The 24,126-nt window shown below is 39.5% G+C and carries 3 protein-coding genes; all 3 read left to right on the forward strand.

Translation table 11 applies throughout. The annotated features are described in order from the left end of the window. Nucleotides 1-114 precede the first annotated feature (114 nt). The 3 genes from K5V07_RS00615 to pgk all read left to right on the forward strand — a co-directional run bounded on the left by K5V07_RS00615 (nucleotide 115) and on the right by pgk (nucleotide 23,915). On the forward strand, nucleotides 115-21,459 hold the full coding sequence (locus K5V07_RS00615) for a T9SS type B sorting domain-containing protein (RefSeq protein ID WP_221915952.1): 21,345 nt from the start codon (nucleotides 115-117) through the stop codon (nucleotides 21,457-21,459). A gap of 39 nt (nucleotides 21,460-21,498) precedes the next feature. Beyond that, entirely contained in the window at nucleotides 21,499-22,461 is a 963-nt protein-coding gene (locus K5V07_RS00620) for a type IX secretion system membrane protein PorP/SprF (protein ID WP_144893574.1), read from the forward strand. Nucleotides 22,462-22,727: 266 nt separating this feature from the next. Next, entirely contained in the window at nucleotides 22,728-23,915 is a 1,188-nt protein-coding gene (gene pgk / locus K5V07_RS00625) for a phosphoglycerate kinase (RefSeq protein ID WP_221915953.1), read from the forward strand. Nucleotides 23,916-24,126 lie beyond the last annotated feature (211 nt).

Raw genomic sequence — 24,126 nt, forward strand, 5'->3', positions numbered from 1 at the left:
ATAAAAGCAACAACCGTTAGAGAATATTAAAATTGGAATTTAAAAATAAATAAGAAAGATCTGTCTAGTAGATTTCCCCATTTACTAGGCTTATGCTTTAAAAATACCACAATCATGAAAAAAACTACTTTTTTAAAAGTAATCCTACTTGCTTTTATGTTTTTGCAAAGTTTTTTGTCTATTTCTCAAAACGTAGTTCCTTTTACACGTCGATTTGATCGTGACATTAAAGGTGATATGTTACTTATAGGTAACAGTATTTTGAATAGGAGATCAGCTACCAGGAATCCAAACGATCCTTATAATGGTAACAATTTGAACTCTGATTTTAGTATGGAGTACATCAACATTGATAATGGTGCTACTCCAGGTATTTTTAATTCTAGTAGTGCTAATCTTGTTGTTCCGAATCCCGTAGCTACCTCTGCTCCTTGTTATAAAATTGTATATGCAGCTTTGTATTGGGGTGCCGTAACTAAGGGTACAACTCCAGTGACCAATATTAAGTTTAAAATGCCTTCGGGCGGTTATAATGATGTTGTAGGAACCGTCATTCATAATTCGACTACACTTATAGGAACCAGTTTGCCGTATGCTTGTGTGGCTGATGTAACTAGCTTAGTGACTGGAACAGGGAATCCAAATCCAGAGGGAACCTATACTGTTGCAAACGTGTCTACAGCTCAAGGTATAAATGGCGGTACTGGACTTTCGGCAGGTTGGTCGTTATACATTGTATATGAAGATCCTAAATTACCTGCAAAATCCATTACTTCTTTTGATGGGTTTAGTGCCATAAGTTCTACTGTAAACTTAGACATACCAGTTTCGGGATTCAGAACAATCCCAACGGGACCTGTAAGAGCAAAATTTGCTTTTTCGGCCTTAGAGGGTGATCAAGGAATTAATGGTGATTACTTAGCAATCAATGGGTCTATTTTATCTGCAGTAAATAATGCAGGAACCACCATAAGAGGCACAAACAATTTTTTTAATAGTTCTGTAACTTTTATTGATCCTGTTACAAACAAAACGGAGGATTTCCTCAATAGGACACCAAACAGTTCTAATACATTAGGTTATGACGCTGGAATACTAGAGATCAATAATAATGGTAATGCAATTATTAAAAATAATGATATTAGTGCAACCATTAATTTAAGAAGTTCACAAGATATTTATTTTTATTATTTCAATGCAATTGCTTTAGATATCATAGCGCCAAATATTGTTTTGACCAAACAAGTTTTCAGCGATGCCACGCTAACAAACGATATTGGTAATCAAAATGTAACTCTGGGTCAAGAATTATTTTATGCAATTGGTTTCCAAAACATAGGAAATGACAATGCTGATAACTTTACCATTAAAGATGTTTTGCCTATCAATATTAATTTTGATCCTAGTAATATTATTATTCCTAACGGCTCAGGAATTACATACACCTATACTGCTTCAACAAGAACCATTATATTTACAATTCCTAAAAATTTAGTTGAGGTTAAAGATCCTAGATATATAATTCGTTTTAAAGTTAAGGTAGTTCCTGAATGTAATGATTTGAGTGATGCTTGTTCAGACAAGATTCAAAATACAGCTTTTGCAACCTATGATGGTGTTACAAGTGGAATTAAAGTTGATGATCAGCAAAGTTTAGCTACTTTTGGAGCTTGTTTTTTAGGAACTCCAGCACCAACCAATTTTTTAGTAGGAACTGAAAATTGTGTATATACAAAAGAGTACCAGTTATGTGGTGCCACTGTTGTACTTACAGCTGCCAATGGATATAATGCTTATTCTTGGTCAACCAGCCCTTCAGGAACTCCGGTAATAGGTACAACACAATCCATTACGGTTTCGCAAACGGGTACTTATTATGTAACCAATTTTGCAATAGCCCCATGTAGAACTATAAAACAAGTGGTTACTGTAAAACCAGCTGGATCAGCGGTTTCTAATCCAGTTATTCCATTTGCAGATCAGGTGGTAACTTGTACGAATAACGGAAAGCTATTACCTAAAATATTTTTGTGTGGTGCTAATGCGAGCAAATTAATCACTACGGGTGCTTCTGATGCTACTTCCATTCAATGGCAACGCTTGAACGAAGCCAGTTGTCCTGCCGTTGGTTCAGATGATTGTGCCAATGAACAAACTAGTTGTACTTGGACTACAGTGGCTACAGGATCTAATTATACTGCCGATACCTCAGGTCAATATAGAGTAGTGTTTAATTATGCAGGAGGCTGTTTTAATATATTCTATTTTAATGTTTTCAAAAACTTATTAAACCCAACTGCCGTTTCTAGAGATATCTATTGTACGACCATCGGACAAATTACTGTGGGTGGAGTTCCCGCTACAGGATATGAATTCAGTTTGAATGCAACAGGTCCTTTTCAAACCAGTAATGTTTTTCCAATTTCAACTCCAGGAACTTATACGGTTTATATTAGACAACAAGGAATTGCAACTAATCCATGTTTGTTTTCAGTACCAGGTATTGATATTGTTAGACGTAATTTTACTGTAAGTGAATTTGTAACTCAACCACTTTGTAATGGGGATCGTGGCTTAATAAAATTAGCAGCCAATGACGTACGAGCACAATATTTTTACACCTTAAAAAAGAATGGAACAATTGTAAATTCAGTTGGCCCAATTGCTGCAAGTGATTTTGACTTTCCAAATTTAACCGCAGGCATGTACACTTATGAAGTACGAACTGATGATGGATGTTTGGGTACCGGATCTATAGAAATTAAAGAACCTGCTATCTTGACAGCTACGGTAAACCAAACCAAAGCACTAACCTGCGAAACAGGTGAAGTTACTGTTACACCAGTTGGTGGAACCACACCATATTCCTATTATGTAAACGGTGCAACATCTCCTCAATTTTCGAATGTTATAAATACCCCAACAGCGGGACTTTATCAAATAGTAGTTGTTGATTTTAACGGCTGTAGAACTACAACCTCTATAAATGTAGCAAGTGTTCCTAAACCGGTTTACAACACAGTAGGTACTAATGTAAATTGTTATGGTGATACTACGGGTGTTATTAATTTTAACATGACTGCTGATAATGGATATACCGTAACCTATAGTATAGATAACGGATTAAAATATGGTACATCAGGACTAATTTCTGGTTTAGCTGCAGGGACTTACAACACCATCTTAAAATACACATTGAATGGGGTTGAGTGTCTTGATACTATGGTGCCCATTACGATTACGCAACCTTCAACTGCCTTAACTGCCTCAGCGGGGGTGTCTGAGTTAGCAGGTTGTGGACCAGCAGGCGAAGGCAGGGTTCGTATTACCAATGTCCAAGGAGGAGTTGCGCCTTATGAATTTAGTTTTGACAACCAAGGATCTTGGACCACTGTAAATAATGCTTTGAAAGCGCCAGGTAATTATATTTTGTATGTAAGAGACCGCAACAATTGTATTTTTCAAGCTCCAGTAACTGTTGATCCTGCTCCAGCAACTCCAAATATTAATGTGGGTACGCCAGTTGATTTTAATTGTGACGGAACAGCCACAAGTATCGTAACGGTAAATAATCCAGGCAATATCAATTATACCTATAATTATTTTATTGATGGTGTACAAAACCCTAATACTCCAAGTAATATTTTCTTAAACGTTACTCCTGGACCTCATGCCATAAGGATAGATTATCAATTGTCTACTGTAACTACATTTAGTAATTTATTGAATGAAGATTTTGGTATTGGTGCAAACACAACCACTCCAGGGATAGCAGCTGCATATTGTTTTCATAATCTTGATGTAGTTCCATCTACTTGTCCTAATCCATTACTGACTTTAGAAGACAATCAATATGTAGTGACAAGAGGTTTAGTTCCTAATAACCCAGCGTGGTTTCCTTTTAGAGACCACACTACTGCAGGTGCCAATCCTAATGGACGCTTTTTAGCAGTTAATATTGGTGGAGCAGCTGGCGCTAATGGGGTATTGTACAGCAAGGTAATTAATGATATTATTCCTAATCAACCTGTTATTGTTGAAGCTTATGTAGCCAATTTATTCCGTGCTAATTTTGTAGGCTCAGCAGATCCAAGCTTTTCTTTTGAATTAGTAGATTCATCTGGAAACGTAGTTGCCCAACAACCACCAATTCCTCCAACACCAAACCCAACAGGAATTCCTCCAATACCAACAATACCGCGTTCTGATAATTGGGTATTACGATCTGTATCTTTGAATCCAGGAAACAATACGTCTTTAACATTCCGTGTAAGATCAGGTAGTACAGAAATCAGTGGTAATGATGCTGCAATTGATGATATTAGAGTATATCAATTGCCAAAAGCTTGTATTACATCAAGAACGATTGATATCCAAGTACCTACAGGTCGTGCGTTTGAAGCTCAAGTTACTGGACAACGCAATGTGTCTTGTGCAGGAGGTGCTGATGGCGGATTTACCATCACGGCTCAAAATTTTGATGCCACTACTGGTTTTGAATATTCATTAAATAATGGTGGTGCATGGAGTGCTGTCCAGTTAACTTCTCCTGTAGTTATTAATACCTTGGGCGTTAATTCATATAATGTTTTGGTTCGCCCTGTAGGTTCTACAGTTACGGCTTGTTCTAAATCATTTACAGTAAACATCACTGCGCCTGCTGCTGTTACAGCTGCTGCAACAATACTTACTCCGGCAACGTGTACCACGGGAGCAACCATACGTGCAACAGGTGGTGGAGGAACTCCGGCCTATCAATATGAATTGCGTGCTACCAACGGTACTACTGTAATTACAGCTTTTAATACTAGTAGAGATTTTACTAATGTTCCTGCGGGAGATTATACGGTATTTGTAAAAGATGCAAATGGTTGTACTAACCCAACAGGAGTTGCAGTATCCGTTTTAGCTTCTCCAGCTGTTAATGCTGTACTGGCTAATACCACAGATTATTGCTATACCACTGCGGATCCAGCTACTCTTGTAGTCAATGTTTCGGGAGGGACAGGTCCTTTTACGTATCAATTAGACAGCAATGCAGGTGTGAGTTCTGTAGCGACTACTTATTCTTTTTCTAATGTAGGACCAGGAACACACACTATTTTAGTAACGGATAGTAATAATTGTACATCAACAATTTCTAATGTAGTTATTGCTCCACAAATAGGTTTCAATGTAACTTTAATCAATGATTTGACTTGTTTGGCAAATGCCTCTATTGGGAATCCGGTGGTAACTAGTGGCAATGGAACACCATACACCTACACGGTATCTTATAATTCAGGAACTCCTACTGCAGTGACTTCATTCCCGTACACTGCCACACAAGCAGGTAGCTATGTATTCACGGTTACAGACAGCCGTGGTTGTCCTGCAACAAGTAATCCTATTGTAGTAACACCAAAAACAACTCCGACACACATTACTGCAAAAACGGATATTACGTGCAACGGCTTGAATAACGGGACCATTACTGTAACCCCTTCAGGAGGATTTACTACTACTTATACCTATGCTATAAAATTAAGCACGGTTACAACGTATACTACTCAAGCTACTAACCAGTTTACAGGTTTAGCAGCAGGTATTTATGATATTAAAGTTATAGACAGCAAAGGTTGTGAGTCGACGCCAACGCAAGTAACGATTATAAATCCAACACCAATTGTACCAAACGCCAGTGCAACAGCATTCAGTTGTAGTACTACCAATGCGCCTCAATCGGCTACCATAACTGTAGCACCAACAGGTGGAACAGGAACGTATACATATAGTTATAACAATGGAGGTAGTTTTGGACCAAGCAATACCTTAACTGTAAACGATAACGGAACCACTCAAACCATTCAAATAGTAGTTAAAGATGCCAATGGTTGTTTGTCACCAATGCAAGCTATTGTTTTAGCACCATTAAACAAACCAACAGATTTAACGTTTTTAAATGCAGCAGTAACGTGTACAGCAACTACCACAACGGTTTCTGTAACGGCTACCAATGGAGTAGGCGCTTTATCGTTCTTGATTACAGCAACAAATTCAGGAACAGCTGCTTCTAATTTTGGACCAATCACGACTGCAGGATCATCAGTAGCGGCCAATTTCCCTAATTTATTACCAGGAAACTACACCTTTAGAGTTACCGATGCCAATGGATGTTACTACACCGAATCACACAATATTGACCCAGTTACACCAATTGCAGTTGCGGCTAATAAAACCAGCGATGTATTGTGTCAAGGCGGATCTACAGGATCAGGAACTTACACGATTTCAGGAAATGCTACAGTAGGTGCTTACACCTTTACATTGACAGCAGGAACATTGGGTACAGGAACCTTAACAAAATCTAATAATGTACTTACGCTAAGCAATGTGGGAGCAGGTACGTATACCGTACGTGTTACGGATACGGCAACAGGTTGTTTTGCTGATGGAACCATTACCATCAACCAGCCAGCTTTGCCACTTACAATGTCTATTACGAGTCAAACCAACTTTAATTGCAACAACGATAATGCTCAAATAACGGTGTCGGCATCAGGAGGAACAACGGCTTACGGCTATGCAGCAGTACCAGCAACCCCTGTAACGGTACCAACTACTTTTGCTAGTAGCAATGTAGTAACGGTAGATACTAACAATGGAACCGTTTTAAATTGGGTTGTTTTTGTACGTGACGCTAACGGATGTACAACAAGTACTCCAGTAACCATTGCAGGAGATCCTGCACCAGCAGCTCCAGTAGTAACCGTACCAAATCAATGTTCAGCGACAGGAAGCGGATTTACTATTACAGTAACTCCTGTTTCAGGACCTTTATCTCCTTATACGTATGGAATAGCAGGCACAACGGGAGCTTTCCAAACAGCTAATACGTTTAATGTAGCGCCAGGAACGTACACAGTTTATGTGAAAGACAAAAACGGTTGTGTATCTACAGGAACAGCAGTAACAGTGGCAGCGCAATTAACAGCCAATGCAGCTGTAACGAAAACCTTAGATTGTACTGGTACGCCAAATGCTGTTATTACTACAACAATATCAGGCGGAAAAGCACCTTTTACCTATACGGTTCAAAAAGGAACTGGTACTCCAAGTGCCCCGAGTGCAGCAAGTGCCTCGTTAACATTTACTACAAGTGTAAGTAATGCCAATGCGGACCTTTATACTTTTGTAATTACAGATGCTAATGGTTGTCCAACAACTACTTCAGCAACGGTGGCACCTATCACGAATCCTACTGTGGCTGTAGCCAGTCAAGTCAATGTAAGTTGTACTGGTGGTAACGACGGATCGGTTACTTTAGCAGGTTCAGGTGGATCAGGTGGGTATACCTATAGTAACAACGCTAGTTCAGGATATACAGCTACTGCAACCTTTGGTGGATTAACTGCCGCAGGTTCTCCATATACTTTTTATGTACGTGATAACAAAGGCTGTCAAAATTCAGTAGTAGTTACTATTTCACAACCTACAACCATTGCCACTAATGCAACATCTACTACATTCAGTTGTAGTACTACCAATGCACCTCAATCGGCTACCATAACTGTAGCACCAACGGGTGGAACAGGAACGTATACCTATAGTTATAACAACGGAGGTAGTTTTGGACCAAGCAATACCTTGACTGTAAACGATAACGGAACCACTCAAACCATTCAAATAGTAGTTAAAGATGCCAATGGTTGTTTGTCACCAATGCAAGCTATTGTTTTAGCACCATTAAACAAACCAACAGATTTAACGTTTTTAAATGCAGCAGTAACGTGTACAGCAACTACCACAACGGTTTCTGTAACGGCTACCAATGGAGTAGGCGCTTTATCGTTCTTGATTACAGGAACAAATTCAGGTACAGCTGCTTCTAATTTTGGACCAATAACTACCACAGGATCATCACAAGCGGCTTCGTTCCCTAATTTATTACCAGGAAATTACACCTTTAGAGTAACTGATGCCAATGGATGTTACTACACCGAATCACACAATATTGACCCAGTTACACCAATTGCCGTTGCGGCTAATAAAACCAGCGATGTTTTGTGTCAAGGCGGAACTACAGGATCAGGAACCTACACGATTTCAGGAAATGCTACAGTAGGTGCTTACACCTTTACATTGACAGCAGGAACATTGGGTACAGGAACCTTAACAAAATCTAATAATGTACTTACGCTAAGCAATGTGGGAGCAGGTACGTATACCGTACGTGTTACGGATACGGCAACAGGTTGTTTTGCTGATGGAACCATTACCATCAACCAGCCAGCTTTGCCACTTACAATGTCTATTACGAGTCAAACCAACTTTAATTGCAACAACGATAATGCTCAAATAACGGTGTCGGCATCAGGAGGAACAACGGCTTACGGCTATGCAGCAGTACCAGCAACCCCTGTAACGGTACCAACTACTTTTGCTAGTAGCAATGTAGTAACGGTAGATACTAACAATGGAACCGTTTTAAATTGGGTTGTTTTTGTACGTGACGCTAACGGATGTACAACAAGTACTCCAGTAACCATTGCAGGAGATCCTGCACCAGCAGCTCCAGTAGTAACCGTACCAAATCAATGTTCAGCGACAGGAAGCGGATTTACTATTACAGTAACTCCTGTTTCAGGACCTTTATCTCCTTATACGTATGGAATAGCAGGCACAACGGGAGCTTTCCAAACAGCTAATACGTTTAATGTAGCGCCAGGAACGTACACAGTTTATGTGAAAGACAAAAACGGTTGTGTATCTACAGGAACAGCAGTAACAGTGGCAGCGCAATTAACAGCCAATGCAGCTGTAACGAAAACCTTAGATTGTACTGGTACGCCAAATGCTGTTATTACTACAACAATATCAGGCGGAAAAGCACCTTTTACCTATACGGTTCAAAAAGGAACTGGTACTCCAAGTGCCCCGAGTGCAGCAAGTGCCTCGTTAACATTTACTACAAGTGTAAGTAATGCCAATGCGGACCTTTATACTTTTGTAATTACAGATGCTAATGGTTGTCCAACAACTACTTCAGCAACGGTGGCACCTATCACGAATCCTACTGTGGCTGTAGCCAGTCAAGTCAATGTAAGTTGTACTGGTGGTAACGACGGATCGGTTACTTTAGCAGGTTCAGGTGGATCAGGTGGGTATACCTATAGTAACAACGCTAGTTCAGGATATACAGCTACTGCAACCTTTGGTGGATTAACTGCCGCAGGTTCTCCATATACTTTTTATGTACGTGATAACAAAGGCTGCCAAAATTCAGTAGTAGTTACTATCACGCAACCAGCAAATGCTTTGGCAGCTACAGTGACCGAAGTACCATTTAGTTGTAGCCCTTCTAATACTAAGGTATCAGGAACAGTAACGATAAATGTAACTGTAGGAACTGGAACATCTCCTTATACATACAGTTTTAACGGTGGTGCTTTTACGAGCAACAACGTATTGACTTTAAATGATAATGGTTCAAATCAACCGTATACCTACGCTGTTCAAGATGCCAAAGGTTGTCCAATATCTGGCAGTGGAACTCTATTACCTTTAAATAATCCGGTAATAGGAACCATAACAAGTACTCCTATTTACTGTGCGCCAGCGGCAACCACAAGTACAGTAACAGTTCCTGTAAATGCGGGTACTGGAGTAGGTACTTTAAGCTACACGATTGTTTCGGGTCCAGTTACCAACACATCAGGAGCTACAACGGGAGTATTCTCAGGTTTAACTTCTGGAAATTATGTGTTCAGAGTAACGGATGCTAACGGATGTTACGATACTGAGTCTTATTTTGTAGCTCCAGTAACGCCAATAGTAGCTACGGCTACTAAATTAACTGATGTTGATTGTTTTGGAAACACAACAGGTTCTATTCGTTATACAGTGAGTGGTTTTGGAACAGGAAGCTATAGCTACACTATAAATGGTGTTGCCACAGCTACCGGACAAACGGCAGGAACTTTCGACTTGACCAACAGAGCTGCAGGAACCTATGCAGTAGTTTTCACAGACGATATTACTAGTTGTACTGCAACTACTTCTGTTACAATTACGCAACCAGCTCAAGCATTAGCAGCAACGTACACTACTGTAAATGCCAATTGTAATGTTCCTACAGCTAGTGTTACTGTAACACCAACAGGCGGAACTGCCAATTACAGATATTCATTTGTTACTTCAAGTACCATTCCAGGTGCGTACGGTACAAATAATATTGCTAATTTGAACCCAACAACAAGTACAACTTGGTTTGCACATATCATTGATGCCAACAATTGTACATTTATATTGCCAATAACCATTGCAACCGATCCAATACCAACTGTTACTGCAACAGCAACAGGACAATGTTTAGGGTCAGGTTCATATACTATCACTGCTTTAGGTTCAGGTGGAGTAGGTACTCTAAGTTATAGTATCAACGGTGGAGCTTCTTACCAAGCAGGCAACACGTTTACCGTAACTACATCTGGTAATTATACTATTACTGTAAAAGATGCTAATAATTGTACTAGTACAAGTAACGTAATTACGGTTGCACCACAGTTAACGTTAAATGCTTCTTTAAACAAAGATATTACATGTAATCCTGCGCCAACAGACGCACAAATTACTTTGACTCCAACAGGTGGAGTTGGTCCGTTTACTTATACTGCGAGTCCTGCAACAGGAACTTTTTCGGGAGCTATTTTCACAACAAACGCACCTGGTAGTTATACATTTACAGTTACTGATACTACTACAGGTTGTACATATACAACTACTGCGGCTATTCCTGTAACAGTACCTGTGAACCCAGTAATTGATGATGTTGCATTACCTGGACCTGTTGGCGTTACACAAACCGCATTTATCAATTGTAACGGTGACGATACCGCTGCAATAGCAATCGCTATTGATAACACACAAGGACAATCTCCTTTTGTATTTAATGTGCAAAGAACAGCACCGACAGTTCAAAACTATGGTACGCAGACTTCAGGTTTATCTGCGGGAGATTATCTAATTACTGTTACTGACGCTAAAGGTTGTACGGATACCGAAACAATTACTATAAATGAACCACCTGCTATTATAGTTACAAGCACTTCAACTCCAATTACTTGTAATGGTGCAGGTATTTCGAAAGGGTCTGTAATTGTTCAAAGTGTTACTGGAGGAGTTGGACCATACAATTATTTTGTTACGGGTGTTAATGGATATAATAATTCAGAATTAAATAATTTAGGAACAACTTCTGTTGCTTTCAATGTTGTTGATTTTGGAATCTATCAAATTAACGTAGTTGATTTTAATGGTTGTTCAGTTTTAATTCAAAATGTCAAAGTAGCATCTCCACCTGATGATTTAGATATAAGTGTGATTCCACCTCCTGCAGATTGTTCAGCTCCTGGTTCAGCTGTTATTTCTGTTGGTTCTTCTCCAACAAGTACAATAGGTGCAGGACCATTTTACTTTAGTATTTATACTGGTTCAGCCACTGTTTATCCTGCTGGAACTTGGTTACCTGAAGATGCCCCGGGAAGTAAGCAGACAACATTTCCTAATCTTATTCCTGGTGTAACTTATACTTTTGTTGTCTTTGACGCCGATGTTGCCAATGGTGGTACAGGTACAGGTTGTTATTATTATGAAACATCCACAATTCCGATACCAACAAATTCTACTATTACTGTTAATCCTTTAACTCCTAATAACATTACTTGTAGAGGAGCTGGAGATGGTAATGTTACATTTACAATGAATCAACTATATGGAGTAGCTACTCCGGTTACTTATCAAATTTATAATTCGCAATCAGTAACTCCTGTTGGCCCTGCTGTTGCTGCTGTTATTCCAGCAACGGGTTCATTAGTAGTTAATAATTTTGGAACTTTGCCTTTCGGTAGTTATTTTGTTTTGGTAACAGAAACAGGTGTTGCAACAAACTCTGGATGTAGTATCACTTCTACAAGATTTGACATAACTGAATCTGCAATTGATTTAACCATAACTGCGCAAAAGATTAAAAATATCAATTGTAACGAAGATGGTATTATTGCTGCTTTTGCAAGTAATGGAACTGGTCCTTACACGTACCAATATTTATTAGATACAGTTACTGCCCCTACTGCTGGTACCTCAGGATGGGTGACTAATACAACATTTGCGACAAGTGTTCCGGGTAACTATATTGTGTATGTAAAAGATAATTATGGTTGTATTAAATCGGATGATGTAATTTTATTACAAGATGCACCACCTTCAATTTCTCTTCCAGCATCTATTTGCTACAACGGTACACCTTTTACAATAAATTTAGTTACAGATGCTTCGGCTTCGGCTACTATTTTACCTGCAACTTACAAAGTGGAACCAATTGCTAGTTTAAATACAGCTGCGTACCAAAATGGTTCTACTTTTACGTTCAATGCTGCTGGAACTTATAGATTGTACATTAAAGATGGCAATGGTTGCGTAGCTTTTGTAGATTATACTGTGTTGCCTCAGTTGCAGTTACAACCTGTCTTGACTAAAGTATTAGATTGTAACTTACCTACACCAAATGCAACAGTAACTGTAACAGCAACTGGTGGAACAGCTGCGTATGCCTATACTATTATTTCAGGTCCAGTTGTAAATACTACGGGAGCAACTACTGGTATTTTTACAGGTTTAGATGCTGGAAATTATACATTCGGAGTAAATGACGGTGCGTGTACTGCAACCACAACATTTACAATTGATCCAATTCCGGCTACTATTATTGCTACTCCTGTAGTGAAAGATGTAAGTTGTAATGGAGGAAGTGACGGAACCATTACGGTTACAGTAACTTCAGGCGAAGGACCTTATACTTATGTACTTTCAGGTACAACTACAAACACTAGTGGAGATGCTTCGGGTGTATATACTGGTTTACCAGTAGGGAATTATGTGGTTACAGTTCGTAATGGTAGAGGTTGTTTACAGGCTTCTCCTTCAATACCAATTGCACAGCCAACATTGCTTACCGCTACAGCTACTGCAGCAGCAAACACCACTTGTAGTACCACTACTGTAATTACTGTAACTGCTAGTCAAGGAACTCCATCAACTGTAGGGACAGGTTATACCTATAGTTTTAATGGTTTATCATACACTAGTGATAATACCTTTACGGTAAATAACGGTCCAGTAGCTACCACTACAACAATAAGTGTAAAAGATGCTAATGGTTGTACACTTGCATTACCAGATGTAATTACCCCAGCCTTAACACCGCCAACTAATTTAACTTTTGCAGTTACTACTGCACCAACTTGTCCAGCAAATACAGCAACGGTTCAAGTAACGGCAACAGGCGGTTTAGGTTCATTGGATTTTGATATTATTGAATTCAATAATGTAGCAACAACTTTATATCCAACGCAATCAACCGCAGGAAGTGGTACACCAACAAGTTTTGCTAATTTACCTCCGGGAGATTACATTTTCCGAGTAACTGACGACAATGGTTGTACGTACCAAGAATTGTACACCGTGGTACCAGTAACCCCAATTGCAATTGTAGGCGCGTTGGTAAACGATATTACGTGTAACCCAGCAAATGGAACTACAAATAATGGTTCGGCTCGATTTACCGTAACTGGATTTAGCAGTACAGGTAATTATTCAATAAATGTAACTAGCGTGCCAGCTTTACTGCCATTTACACAATTGCCACCAGTGGGAGATGTAATAACGTTAACAGGCCTAAATGCAGGAACATATACAGTAACCGTTACAGACAACACTACTTTATGTTTAGCTAGTGATGCAGTTACTATTACGTTGCCAAATCCAATAGCTTTCACAACAGCAGCTACCAAAGTGTTCTGTACACAAGACATTTCACAAATTACCGTAAGCGCAGTAACAGGCGGTTCAGGCGCATATCAATATGCGGTACTTCCTGGAGGAACCGTTACACCACCAGCAATGGGTGCTTACAATACCAATCCAGTTCTTTCAGTAGATACTAACTTGACTGCTTTATCATGGGATGTCTATGTTATGGATGCCAAAGGTTGCGTAGGCATGCAAAATGTAACCGTGGTAAGCAATGCTGCTCCAACTATTGTAGCGCCAGCAGCACAGTGTTACACAGGTTCGCCATTGACAGCTGATTTAAGTCCAAATACAATTACAACTACTTATAATGGTGTTAAAGCATATACGCTTAACGGAACGGCTTTAACAAGTTCTATAGCTACCTTCAATGGACCAGGAACTTATGTATTAGGAATTAAAGATGACAACGGTTGTGAAGCTTTTGTAAATTATACCATTACAAACCAACTTATTGGCGGAGCGGTGTTAGTTAAAGATTTAACTTGTTCATCTCCAACCGCCGCTAGAGTTGATGTTACTATTTCGGGAGGAATAGCTCCATTTACAGTTCAAACCTTAGTTGGAGGAATTCCAACAGGAGCAGCTGCAACAGGAGTTACAGGTCCAATATATACGGTAAACCCAACAACAGTAGGAATCTACTCATTTGTAATTACGGATAGTAACCCAGCTACATGTTCGGTAACGACTAATACGGTTGAAGTAACTACACCAGTAACGCCAACGTTCACAGCAGTAGCTACCGATGCTACTTGTAACGGAGACAGTAACGGTACCATTACGGTAACCCCAACTGCAGGTGTGGCACCATTTACTTTCGCGTTAAGCGGAACAGGATTCAACACTACTGGAGATGCTACTGGAAACTACAGTGGTTTACCAGCAGGATCTTACACGGTTGTAATTACAGATGCTAAAGGATGTCAATCAGTAGCAGCTGCAGCAATTGATATTAATCAGCCATTTGTGGTGTCAGCTACAATTAGCGTAACCACACCATTGAGTTGTGGTACAGGTAATGCGACTCAAGCAGCAACAGTAACAGCTGTACCTAGCGGAGGAAATGGTTCGTACCAATACAACTTCAACAACCAAGGCTTTACAACAAACAATACGTTTGTGACTAATACAGCCGGGCCAGTTAGTGTAATTGTGAGAGATACCAACGGTTGTTCATTTGCAACAGCAGTAGGTACAACAGTAATTGCCTTAGATCCACCAACAAATATGGATATTTCTGGTTCATTGATTTATTGTGCACCAGCTACAAGTACAACAAGTACAGTAACAATTAACACGGTTTCCAACGGTGTGCTTCCGTTTACGTATCAAATGCTATCGCCTTCTAGTATTAATAATGGTCCTTCAAATAGTTTTGCAGGTTTAGCAGCAGGCGATTATATGTTCCAAGTAACAGATGCTAATGGATGTACGTACCAAGAATTGTACACAGTGGCTCCACGTGTAAACATTTCTATTGTAGGCGCGTTGGTAAACGATATTACGTGTAACCCAGCAAATGGAACTACAAATAATGGTTCAGCTAGTTTCACTGTCACTAGTGTATCTTCTGTAGGTGGTTATTCAGTATCTGTTGTACCTCCAGTACCATTTACGCAGTCAGGAAACACAGTAGCCTTAACAGGATTAGCAGCAGGAACTTTTACAGTAACCGTTACAGACAACACTACTTTATGTGCAGCTAGTGATGCAGTTACTATTACGTTGCCAAATCCAATAGCTTTTACTACAGCAGCTACCAAAGTGTTCTGTACACAAGACATTTCACAAATTACCGTAAGTGCAGTAACAGGCGGTTCAGGCGCATATCAATATGCGGTACTTCCTGGAGGAACCGTTACACCACCAGTAATGGGTGCTTACAATACCAATCCAGTTCTTTCAGTAGATACTAACTTGACAGCTTTATCGTGGGATGTCTATGTTATGGATGCCAAAGGTTGCGTAGGCATGCAAAATGTAACCGTGGTAAGCAATGCTGCTCCAACTATTGTAGCGCCAGCAGCACAGTGTTACACAGGTACGCCATTGACAGCTGATTTAAGTCCAAATACAATTACAACTACTTATAATGGTGTTAAAGCATATACGCTTAACGGAACGGCTTTAACAAGTTCTATAGCTACCTTCAATGGACCAGGAACTTATGTATTAGGAATTAAAGATGACAACGGTTGTGAAGCTTTTGTAAATTATACCATTACAAACCAACTTATTGGCGGAGCGGTGTTAGTTAAAGATTTAACTTGTTCATCTCCAACCGCCGCTAGAGTTGATGTTACTATTTCGGGAGGAATAGCTCCATTTACAGTTCAAACCTTAGTTGGAGGAATCCCAACAGGAGCAGCTGCAACAGGAGTTACAGGTCCAATATATACGGTAAACCCAACAACAGTAGGAATCTACTCATTTGTAATTACGGATAGTAACCCAGCTACATGTTCGGTAACGACTAATACGGTTGAAGTAACTACACCAGTAACGCCAACGTTCACAGCAGTAGCTACCGATGCTACTTGTAACGGAGACAGTAACGGTACCATTACGGTAACCCCAACTGCAGGTGTGGCACCATTTACTTTCGCGTTAAGCGGAACAGGATTCAACACTACTGGAGATGCTACTGGAAACTACAGTGGTTTACCAGCAGGATCATACACGGTTGTAATTACAGATGCTAAAGGATGTCAATCAGCAGCAGCTACAGCAATTGTTATTAATCAGCCATTTGTTGTGTCAGCTACAATTAGCGTAACCACACCATTGAGTTGTGGTACAGGTAATGCGACTCAAGCAGCAACAGTAACAGCTGTACCTAGCGGAGGAAATGGTTCGTACCAATACAACTTCAACAACCAAGGCTTTACAACAAACAATACGTTTGTGACTAATACAGCCGGACCAGTTAGTGTAATTGTGAGAGATACCAACGGTTGTTCATTTGCAACAGCAGTAGGTACTACAGTAATTGCCTTAGATCCACCAACAAATATGGATATTTCAGGTTCATTGATTTATTGTGCACCAGCTACAAGTACAACAAGTACGGTACTCATAAACAGTGTTACAAACGGTGTAGGTCCATTTACCTATCAAATGGTTTCGCCTTCTGTTATTAATAATTTTGGTTCCAATAGTTTTGCAGGTTTAGCAGCAGGCGATTATATGTTCCAAGTAACAGATGCTAATGGATGTACGTACCAAGAATTGTACACAGTGGCTCCACGTGTAAACATTGCAGCAACAGTAGCAACCATTACAAACGAAACTTGTTTTAACGCTAATAACGGAACAGCAACATTTACGGTAAGTAATTCAGCGGGTTATACTGCAACGCTAACAGTAGGTACTGGTTCTCCAGTAATTGCAGGAAACACGGTAAGCCTTACCGCATTGGTACCAGGAAATTATAACCTACAAGTGGTAGATACTACCACAGGATGTACAGCTGATGTACCATTTACAATAGTTGATGTTGCTCAAGTACTTGATTTTAACAGCACGGCTACCAATATTAATTGTAATGTAGATACTGCAACGATTACGGTAATGGCTACAGGTGGAACCCCTGATTATAAGTATGCGGTAGCACTAGCTACAGCGCCAGCACCAGCAGTTACTGCTTATGGTTTGAGCAATTCGCTAGTGGTTGACACCAACAACGGTGCCGATATGAACTGGATTGTTTACGTAATGGATGCAAATGGTTGTCCAATCAACAAACCACAAACAATATCACTAGATGCTAATCCTACTATTGCTTCAGCAGTAGCTACGCAGTGTCCGAGTGCAACAGGAACGTATAACATTACGGTAACAGCATCTGGCTTTAGTCCAGCACTAGAATACAGTGCTGATGGTAGCAACTACCAATCTGGAAATGTGATTACTGTAAATGCACCTGGTAATTATAATATTACAGTTCGTGATGCTAATGGATGTATTTCAGCAGCAACTGTTGTTTCTATAGTTAATCCTTTAATTTTAACACCAGTGGTGAGCATTCCAGTATCTTGTACTGGCGGTGACGGACAAATAACGGTAAGCACTACAGGAGGTTCAGGAAACTTTGTGTACAATATTGATGGTGCCCCTTTTGCAGCAGTAACAGCGTTTAACGCAGTTGCAGCAGGAAACCATATTATTGGTGTTCGTGATACAACAACTTTATGTGAAGTATTTGTTCCAGTAAACTTACAAGCAGCTACTTTAGTTACTGGATTTGCATTGGCTAAAACCGATGTAACCTGCAACGGTGGTAATGACGGAACTATTACTGCATCATTTGATACTCCAGCACCAGGTATCAACGATAACCCAGTATACTTATACAGTCTTAACTCAGGATTGCCACAAGCTTCAAACGTGTTTAGTAATTTAGTGGCAGGAACGTACACGGTTAGAGTGATTTCTAGCAGAGGTTGTGATGCTACAGCATCAATAACTATTAATCAACCAGGATTAATTACGGTTCCAGCACCAACTGTGGTACAGTTTGGTTGTGTAACTGGTAACACCGGCAACCTTGCTACTATTACAGTAACGGGAGTAACAGGAGGTTCAGGAACGTACTTGAATTACGAGTTTTTACGAAATGGTACACGCGTACAATTTGGAAACAGTAATGTGTATACAGAAACGGTACTTACTGGCGGAAACTATACGGTAAACGTATTTGATAATCGTGGATGCGTGGGTAGCACTACAACTCCAATAACTATTGCACCTTACGTAGCACTTGATGCCGTATCGGTAACTGTTAATCGACCTATTACTTGCGCTGTGCTAGAAAATATTACGGTATCGGTTACTACGATTGGTGGCACTGCTACTAATTTAGAATATACTATTGTGTACAAAGATCCAATTACAGGAGCTTTAACAGGTCTATATCCAACTACAACAAATACTGATGGTATATTTACTAATTTACCAATTGGGGATTACAACATTACCGTTCGCAACTTAGATACGAATTGCGAAATACGTGCGGTTCATTTTGTAAACAATCCTAACACTTTTGATTTGGTGGTTAACGCTACTACTGATGTAACGTGTTTGAATGATACGAATGGAACAGCCACCATAACATTAGTTGATCGTTTGATCACTACAACACCAGTTAATGGTAATGATGCAGGACCTTTTAGCTATACGCTTCAAAATGCTGCAGGCTTAAATGTAGGAAGTGGTACTGCTACTAACGCAGGACCAATTACGCTTACAGGTCTTGCGGCAGGAACATACACAATAAGTGCTACCTTGTCTCAAACCCCAGATTGTACAGTTACAACAAACTTTACAATTGCGGCACCGGCAACAGCACTTGATATTACCGAAACCCATACAGAGATTACTTGTGTAACGGGTAATAATGATGGTTCTATATCTGTTGCAGCAACAGGAGGTTGGCCAGGAAGCTATCAATTTGAATTGGTAGGTCCTACACCAGCACAAAGTGTGGCGTATGGAACTCAAACAGTATTCACAGGCTTAACTGCTGGTTCTTACACTGTAAATGTGAGAGATAGTAAAGGATGTGTAAACTCTGAAATTGTAGTACTTAATAATCCAACACTTATTGCTTTTGTAGCAGTACCTAGTACTACTCTTGTTTCTTGTATTAACGATACAAGTGCTACTATCACGGTAACTACAGGACCTACTGGTGGATCTGGAAGTTATTTATATACCTTGATTAGAACTGACGCCGGTGGTGTGGTAACAACCAGTGGACCACAAAGTGCCAATACGTTCAACAATTTAGGTGCTGGTACGTATCAAGTACGAGTATCTGATTCTTGGTCTTGTGCTACAACATCAAGTAATATTGTGATCAATGAACCAACAAGAGTAACGGCAGCTTTAGCATTGGCTACAGCCAAAACATGTGCTACTAATGCTAGACTTACGCTTACAGCTGCTGGTGGAACGGCACCGTATACATACAGCACTACCCCTAATTTTGCAACTGCAACAATAATGGTAGGTAACACAGCTACATTTTCTGTACCTGTAGGAACGCATAGCTACTACATTCGTGATAATAACGGTTGTGTAAGTTTCATCTCTAACGATGTTAAAATCGAAGAGGTTCCTACATTAACCCTTGCATTAGATGTTCAAAATGCCACGATCAATTGTACAGGTGATGCATCAGGAGTGATTGTTGCTTTGGCACAAGGTGGTTTAGGTAACTATGTGTACACACTATTAGACAGTACGGGCAATCCAGTACCATTTACGGTAACACAAACTACACCAGGTAACTTTACAAATATTCCTGCTGGAAATTATGTAGTACGTGTAGTAAGTCAAGATTGTGCTGCGGTAACTTCTAGTATTGTACCTATTACTGAACCGCTGGTAGCATTAACTCAATCTTATGTGGTAACACCTATTACTTGTGCTGGTGAGGGTGATGGACGTATCGTAATCACGGCATCAGGAGGAACGGGAATCATTAAGTATGCTATTTCGCCTAGATTAGATCAGTTCTTTGAATCGGGTGTTTTTGAAAACTTAAGACCAGGTTTCTACGAGTATATTGTTCAAGATGAAAACGGATGTTTTATAAACATTAAGGATATTGAAATCACAGAGCCAGGATCTGTATTTGCTACTGTTATTCCTAACAGTGCGGTTCCAGAAGTATGTGCGGGTGACGCTGATGGAGCTTTTAGTATAAACATTACAGGAGGAAACGCTCCATACAGTGTAAGTTTAAATAATAGAAACGGAACCTACACTACGGGAACGCTTACACAAACACAATTTGATTTCAGTGGTTTATCTGGAAACGAACAAATTGTATACATACGTGATGCTAATGGATGTGAAAGCGATATTTCTGTTATGCTAGGAGAACCAGTAACGCTTAATCCTGTAGCTGATGTGAACTATGATTGTGTGAACAACAGTCAAGTGAACTCAGTAACCATTACGGTAGCTGCTGGAAACGTGCCTGCTGACTTAGATTATTCACTTGATGGGTCATTAGTGTTCCAAACCAGTAATGTGTTCAATAACTTGAGCGCAGGTAGACATACTGTTGATGTAAGACATACTAACGGTTGTATCAAGCAAGTAATCTTTAATGTAGATCAAATAAATCCAATCACAATCAGCTTATCAGATGGTGGATTGAATGAGATCGTTTCTACTGTTTCAGGAGGTTTTGGTAACTACCAATACAGCTTAAACGGAGAGCCTCAAGGAAGTCAAGGTAATTTCATCATTTACAAATCGGGTGATTACACGGTGACGGTTACTGATGCCAATGGTTGTTCTGCAACGGCTACTCGTTACTTTGAGTTCATTGATATCAAGATTCCAAATGTGTTTACACCAAATGGGGACGGTAATAATGATACTTGGGCTCCAACAAATACAATTAATTACAAAGATTTAATCTTTGAAGTATTTGACAGATACGGCCGTAAAATAGGCACATACAGAGAAGGTCAGTCTTGGAATGGTAAATACAACGGAAATGAATTACCTTCGGGAGATTACTGGTACATCCTTAGATTGAGAAATGTACAAGACGCTCGAGAATTTGTTGGACATTTCACATTGTACAGATAATATAGAGAATTGCATATGTTCTCAAAAAAATATAGTAAAATGAAAAAAATCATCCTTTCAATGTTGCTCTTGGTGGTGGGTTCAAGCCACGGCCAAGAGTTAAACTTGCCCGTTTTTACGCAATATCTTGCGGATAATCCTTTTGTGGTTTCTCCTACTTTTGCCGGTATTGGGGATAACTTGAGGATACGTGCCAACGGCTTGACGCAGTGGGTAGGAATTAAAGGCGCACCTGAAAACCAATCTATTTATGCTGATTTTAGGGTAGCTGATCAATCAGGTGTGGGGATTTCTGCGTACAATGATAAAAACGGAAATACCATGCAACAAGGGATCAAAGCCTCTTTTGCACACCACATTATCTTGGATTATTATTCAAAGCAGTATTTGTCTTTTGGTATCTCGTATAACTTAAACACCTTTAAAATAGATGTTGATGCTTTACAACCTATCAATAATGACCCGACCATTAACAACAATAGGTTTGTGGCCAATAACAATTTTGATGTGGGTTTCTTATACCGTAACAAAGAGTATTACCTGAGTTTCAATGCCAGTAACATTTTGGACAAAGATATTGATCAATTTAGCGGAGTGGAGCCGAGCTTGGTTCGGAACTACCAAGTTTATTCGGGATATGTATTTAGAAGTAGAACCTACAACAGGTCAGAGTTTGAACCTTCAGTGTACTACCAATATTTTGCTAGTGACAAACGTTCTAGTACCGATATCAACATCAAGTATCGTAAATACGATCGTAATGATGATTATTTATGGGCAGGTGCATCGTACCGATTCTTAAACGATCAAATAGGAAAACCGCTTAACGTAGGCCCTATGGTAGGATTTAAGAAATCGAATTTTTATTTTGGGTATTCGTACCAAGTAATTTTGAATCGTTTAGGGAGTTTTAACTCTGGAACGCACGTTGTGACTATAGGTCTTGACTTCCTTCAAGGAGTAAGTGATTGCCCATGTACGCAAAACCCAATTATTGATTAAAGCAATGCACGAAACCCACTTACAATCCGATTGTCCCCACAATCGGATTTTTTGTTTCCATCCTTTAGGTTTGTTCAAAGCCGCTATTCTAAATGTAATTTTTTGGAAGCTAATGTAGCTCCGAAGCAGTGTTGTGTTATTAGTTCGTAATTGATAACGATTTCGTTAGTAACTAAAGTAGATTTTTTGGTTTTCACCAATTTGTTACCATACTAAAAGTGCTATATTTGTTTCTCCTTGAAAAAACAAACACTAACAACATACACATGAAAACCGTACAAGATTTCGATTTTAAAAATAAGAAAGCGCTCATTCGAGTAGATTTTAACGTGCCACTAGACGAGCAATTCCAAGTAACCGATAGCACGCGTATTGAAGCAGCCAAACCTACTATTGATGCTATTTTAGCACAAGGGGGAAGCGTAATATTAATGTCGCATTTAGGACGACCAAAAGGTGTAGAAGCTAAATATTCACTACAACATATTGTACACATTACTTCAGAAATCCTGGGTGTTCCGGTTCAATTTGCATCAAATTGTGTGGGTGAAGTGGCTCAAGAGGCTGCGCAAAACTTGTTAGCAGGAAGCGTATTGATTCTTGAAAATTTACGCTTTCATCCAGAGGAAGAGGCAGGAGACGTAGCTTTTGCCAAAGAATTAGCCAGTCTTGGAGATATTTATGTGAATGATGCTTTTGGTACAGCACATAGAGCACATGCATCTACTACTATCATCGCACAGTTTTTTCCAGAGCACAAATGTTTTGGGTTGTTGCTTGCCAAAGAAATTGAGAGCTTGAATAAAGTGTTGAAAAACAGTGAAAAACCAGTTACTGCGGTTTTGGGTGGTTCTAAAGTTTCTTCTAAAATTACTGTGATCGAAAATATTTTAGATAAAGTAGACCACATGATCATAGGTGGTGGAATGACTTTTACTTTTGTGAAAGCGCTAGGAGGCAAAATAGGAAACTCTATTTGCGAAGATGACAAACAAGACTTAGCACTAGAAATTTTGCGTTTAGCCAAAGAAAAAGGGGTTCAAATACATCTTCCGGTTGATGTTGTAGCGGCAGATGCTTTTGCAAATGATGCTCAAACGCAAGTAGTGGATGTGAATAGTATCCCAGATGGCTGGCAAGGTCTTGACGCAGGACCAAAATCATTAGACCTTTTTAAAGAAGTGATTATGGAATCTAAAACGATATTGTGGAATGGACCTTTGGGAGTATTTGAATTAGAAAATTTCGCAAATGGAACTATTACATTAGGGAATTACATTGCCGAGGCTACAGCCAAGGGAGCTTTTTCACTTGTGGGTGGTGGTGACTCTGTGGCTGCAGTAAAACAATTTGGACTAGAACACAAAGTAAGCTATGTGTCTACGGGAGGAGGAGCCATGCTAGAAATGCTTGAGGGTAGAGTACTTCCTGGTATTGCAGCTATCCTTGAATAAGGATCCAAAGACCACTTTGTAAATGCAAAAATATATTTTTAAAGTAGTTTTTACAGGCTACTAATTGAAAACTAGGCCTCAACAACGAAAAAAGTTGTTGAGGTTTTTTATTTTGGATACTAATTTAGTTTGGTATCGCCACTTATTTTCTTAAATCGATAGATATTCCTTATAAATGTATCAATTATTGCATTTTTAACACTTTTTAAAG

Origin of the sequence: Flavobacterium sp. CHNK8, from assembly GCF_019774515.1 — a bacterium.
In the GTDB taxonomy this organism is placed as follows: domain Bacteria; phylum Bacteroidota; class Bacteroidia; order Flavobacteriales; family Flavobacteriaceae; genus Flavobacterium; species Flavobacterium tiangeerense.

Bases quoted from the DNA above. Each gene is read 5' to 3' on its own strand.
- K5V07_RS00620 (WP_144893574.1), top strand. From the start codon at position 21,499: ATGAAAAAAATCATCCTTTCAATGTTGCTCTTGGTGGTGGGTTCAAGC.
- pgk (WP_221915953.1), top strand. From the start codon at position 22,728: ATGAAAACCGTACAAGATTTCGATTTTAAAAATAAGAAAGCGCTCATT.
- K5V07_RS00615 (WP_221915952.1), top strand. From the start codon at position 115: ATGAAAAAAACTACTTTTTTAAAAGTAATCCTACTTGCTTTTATGTTT.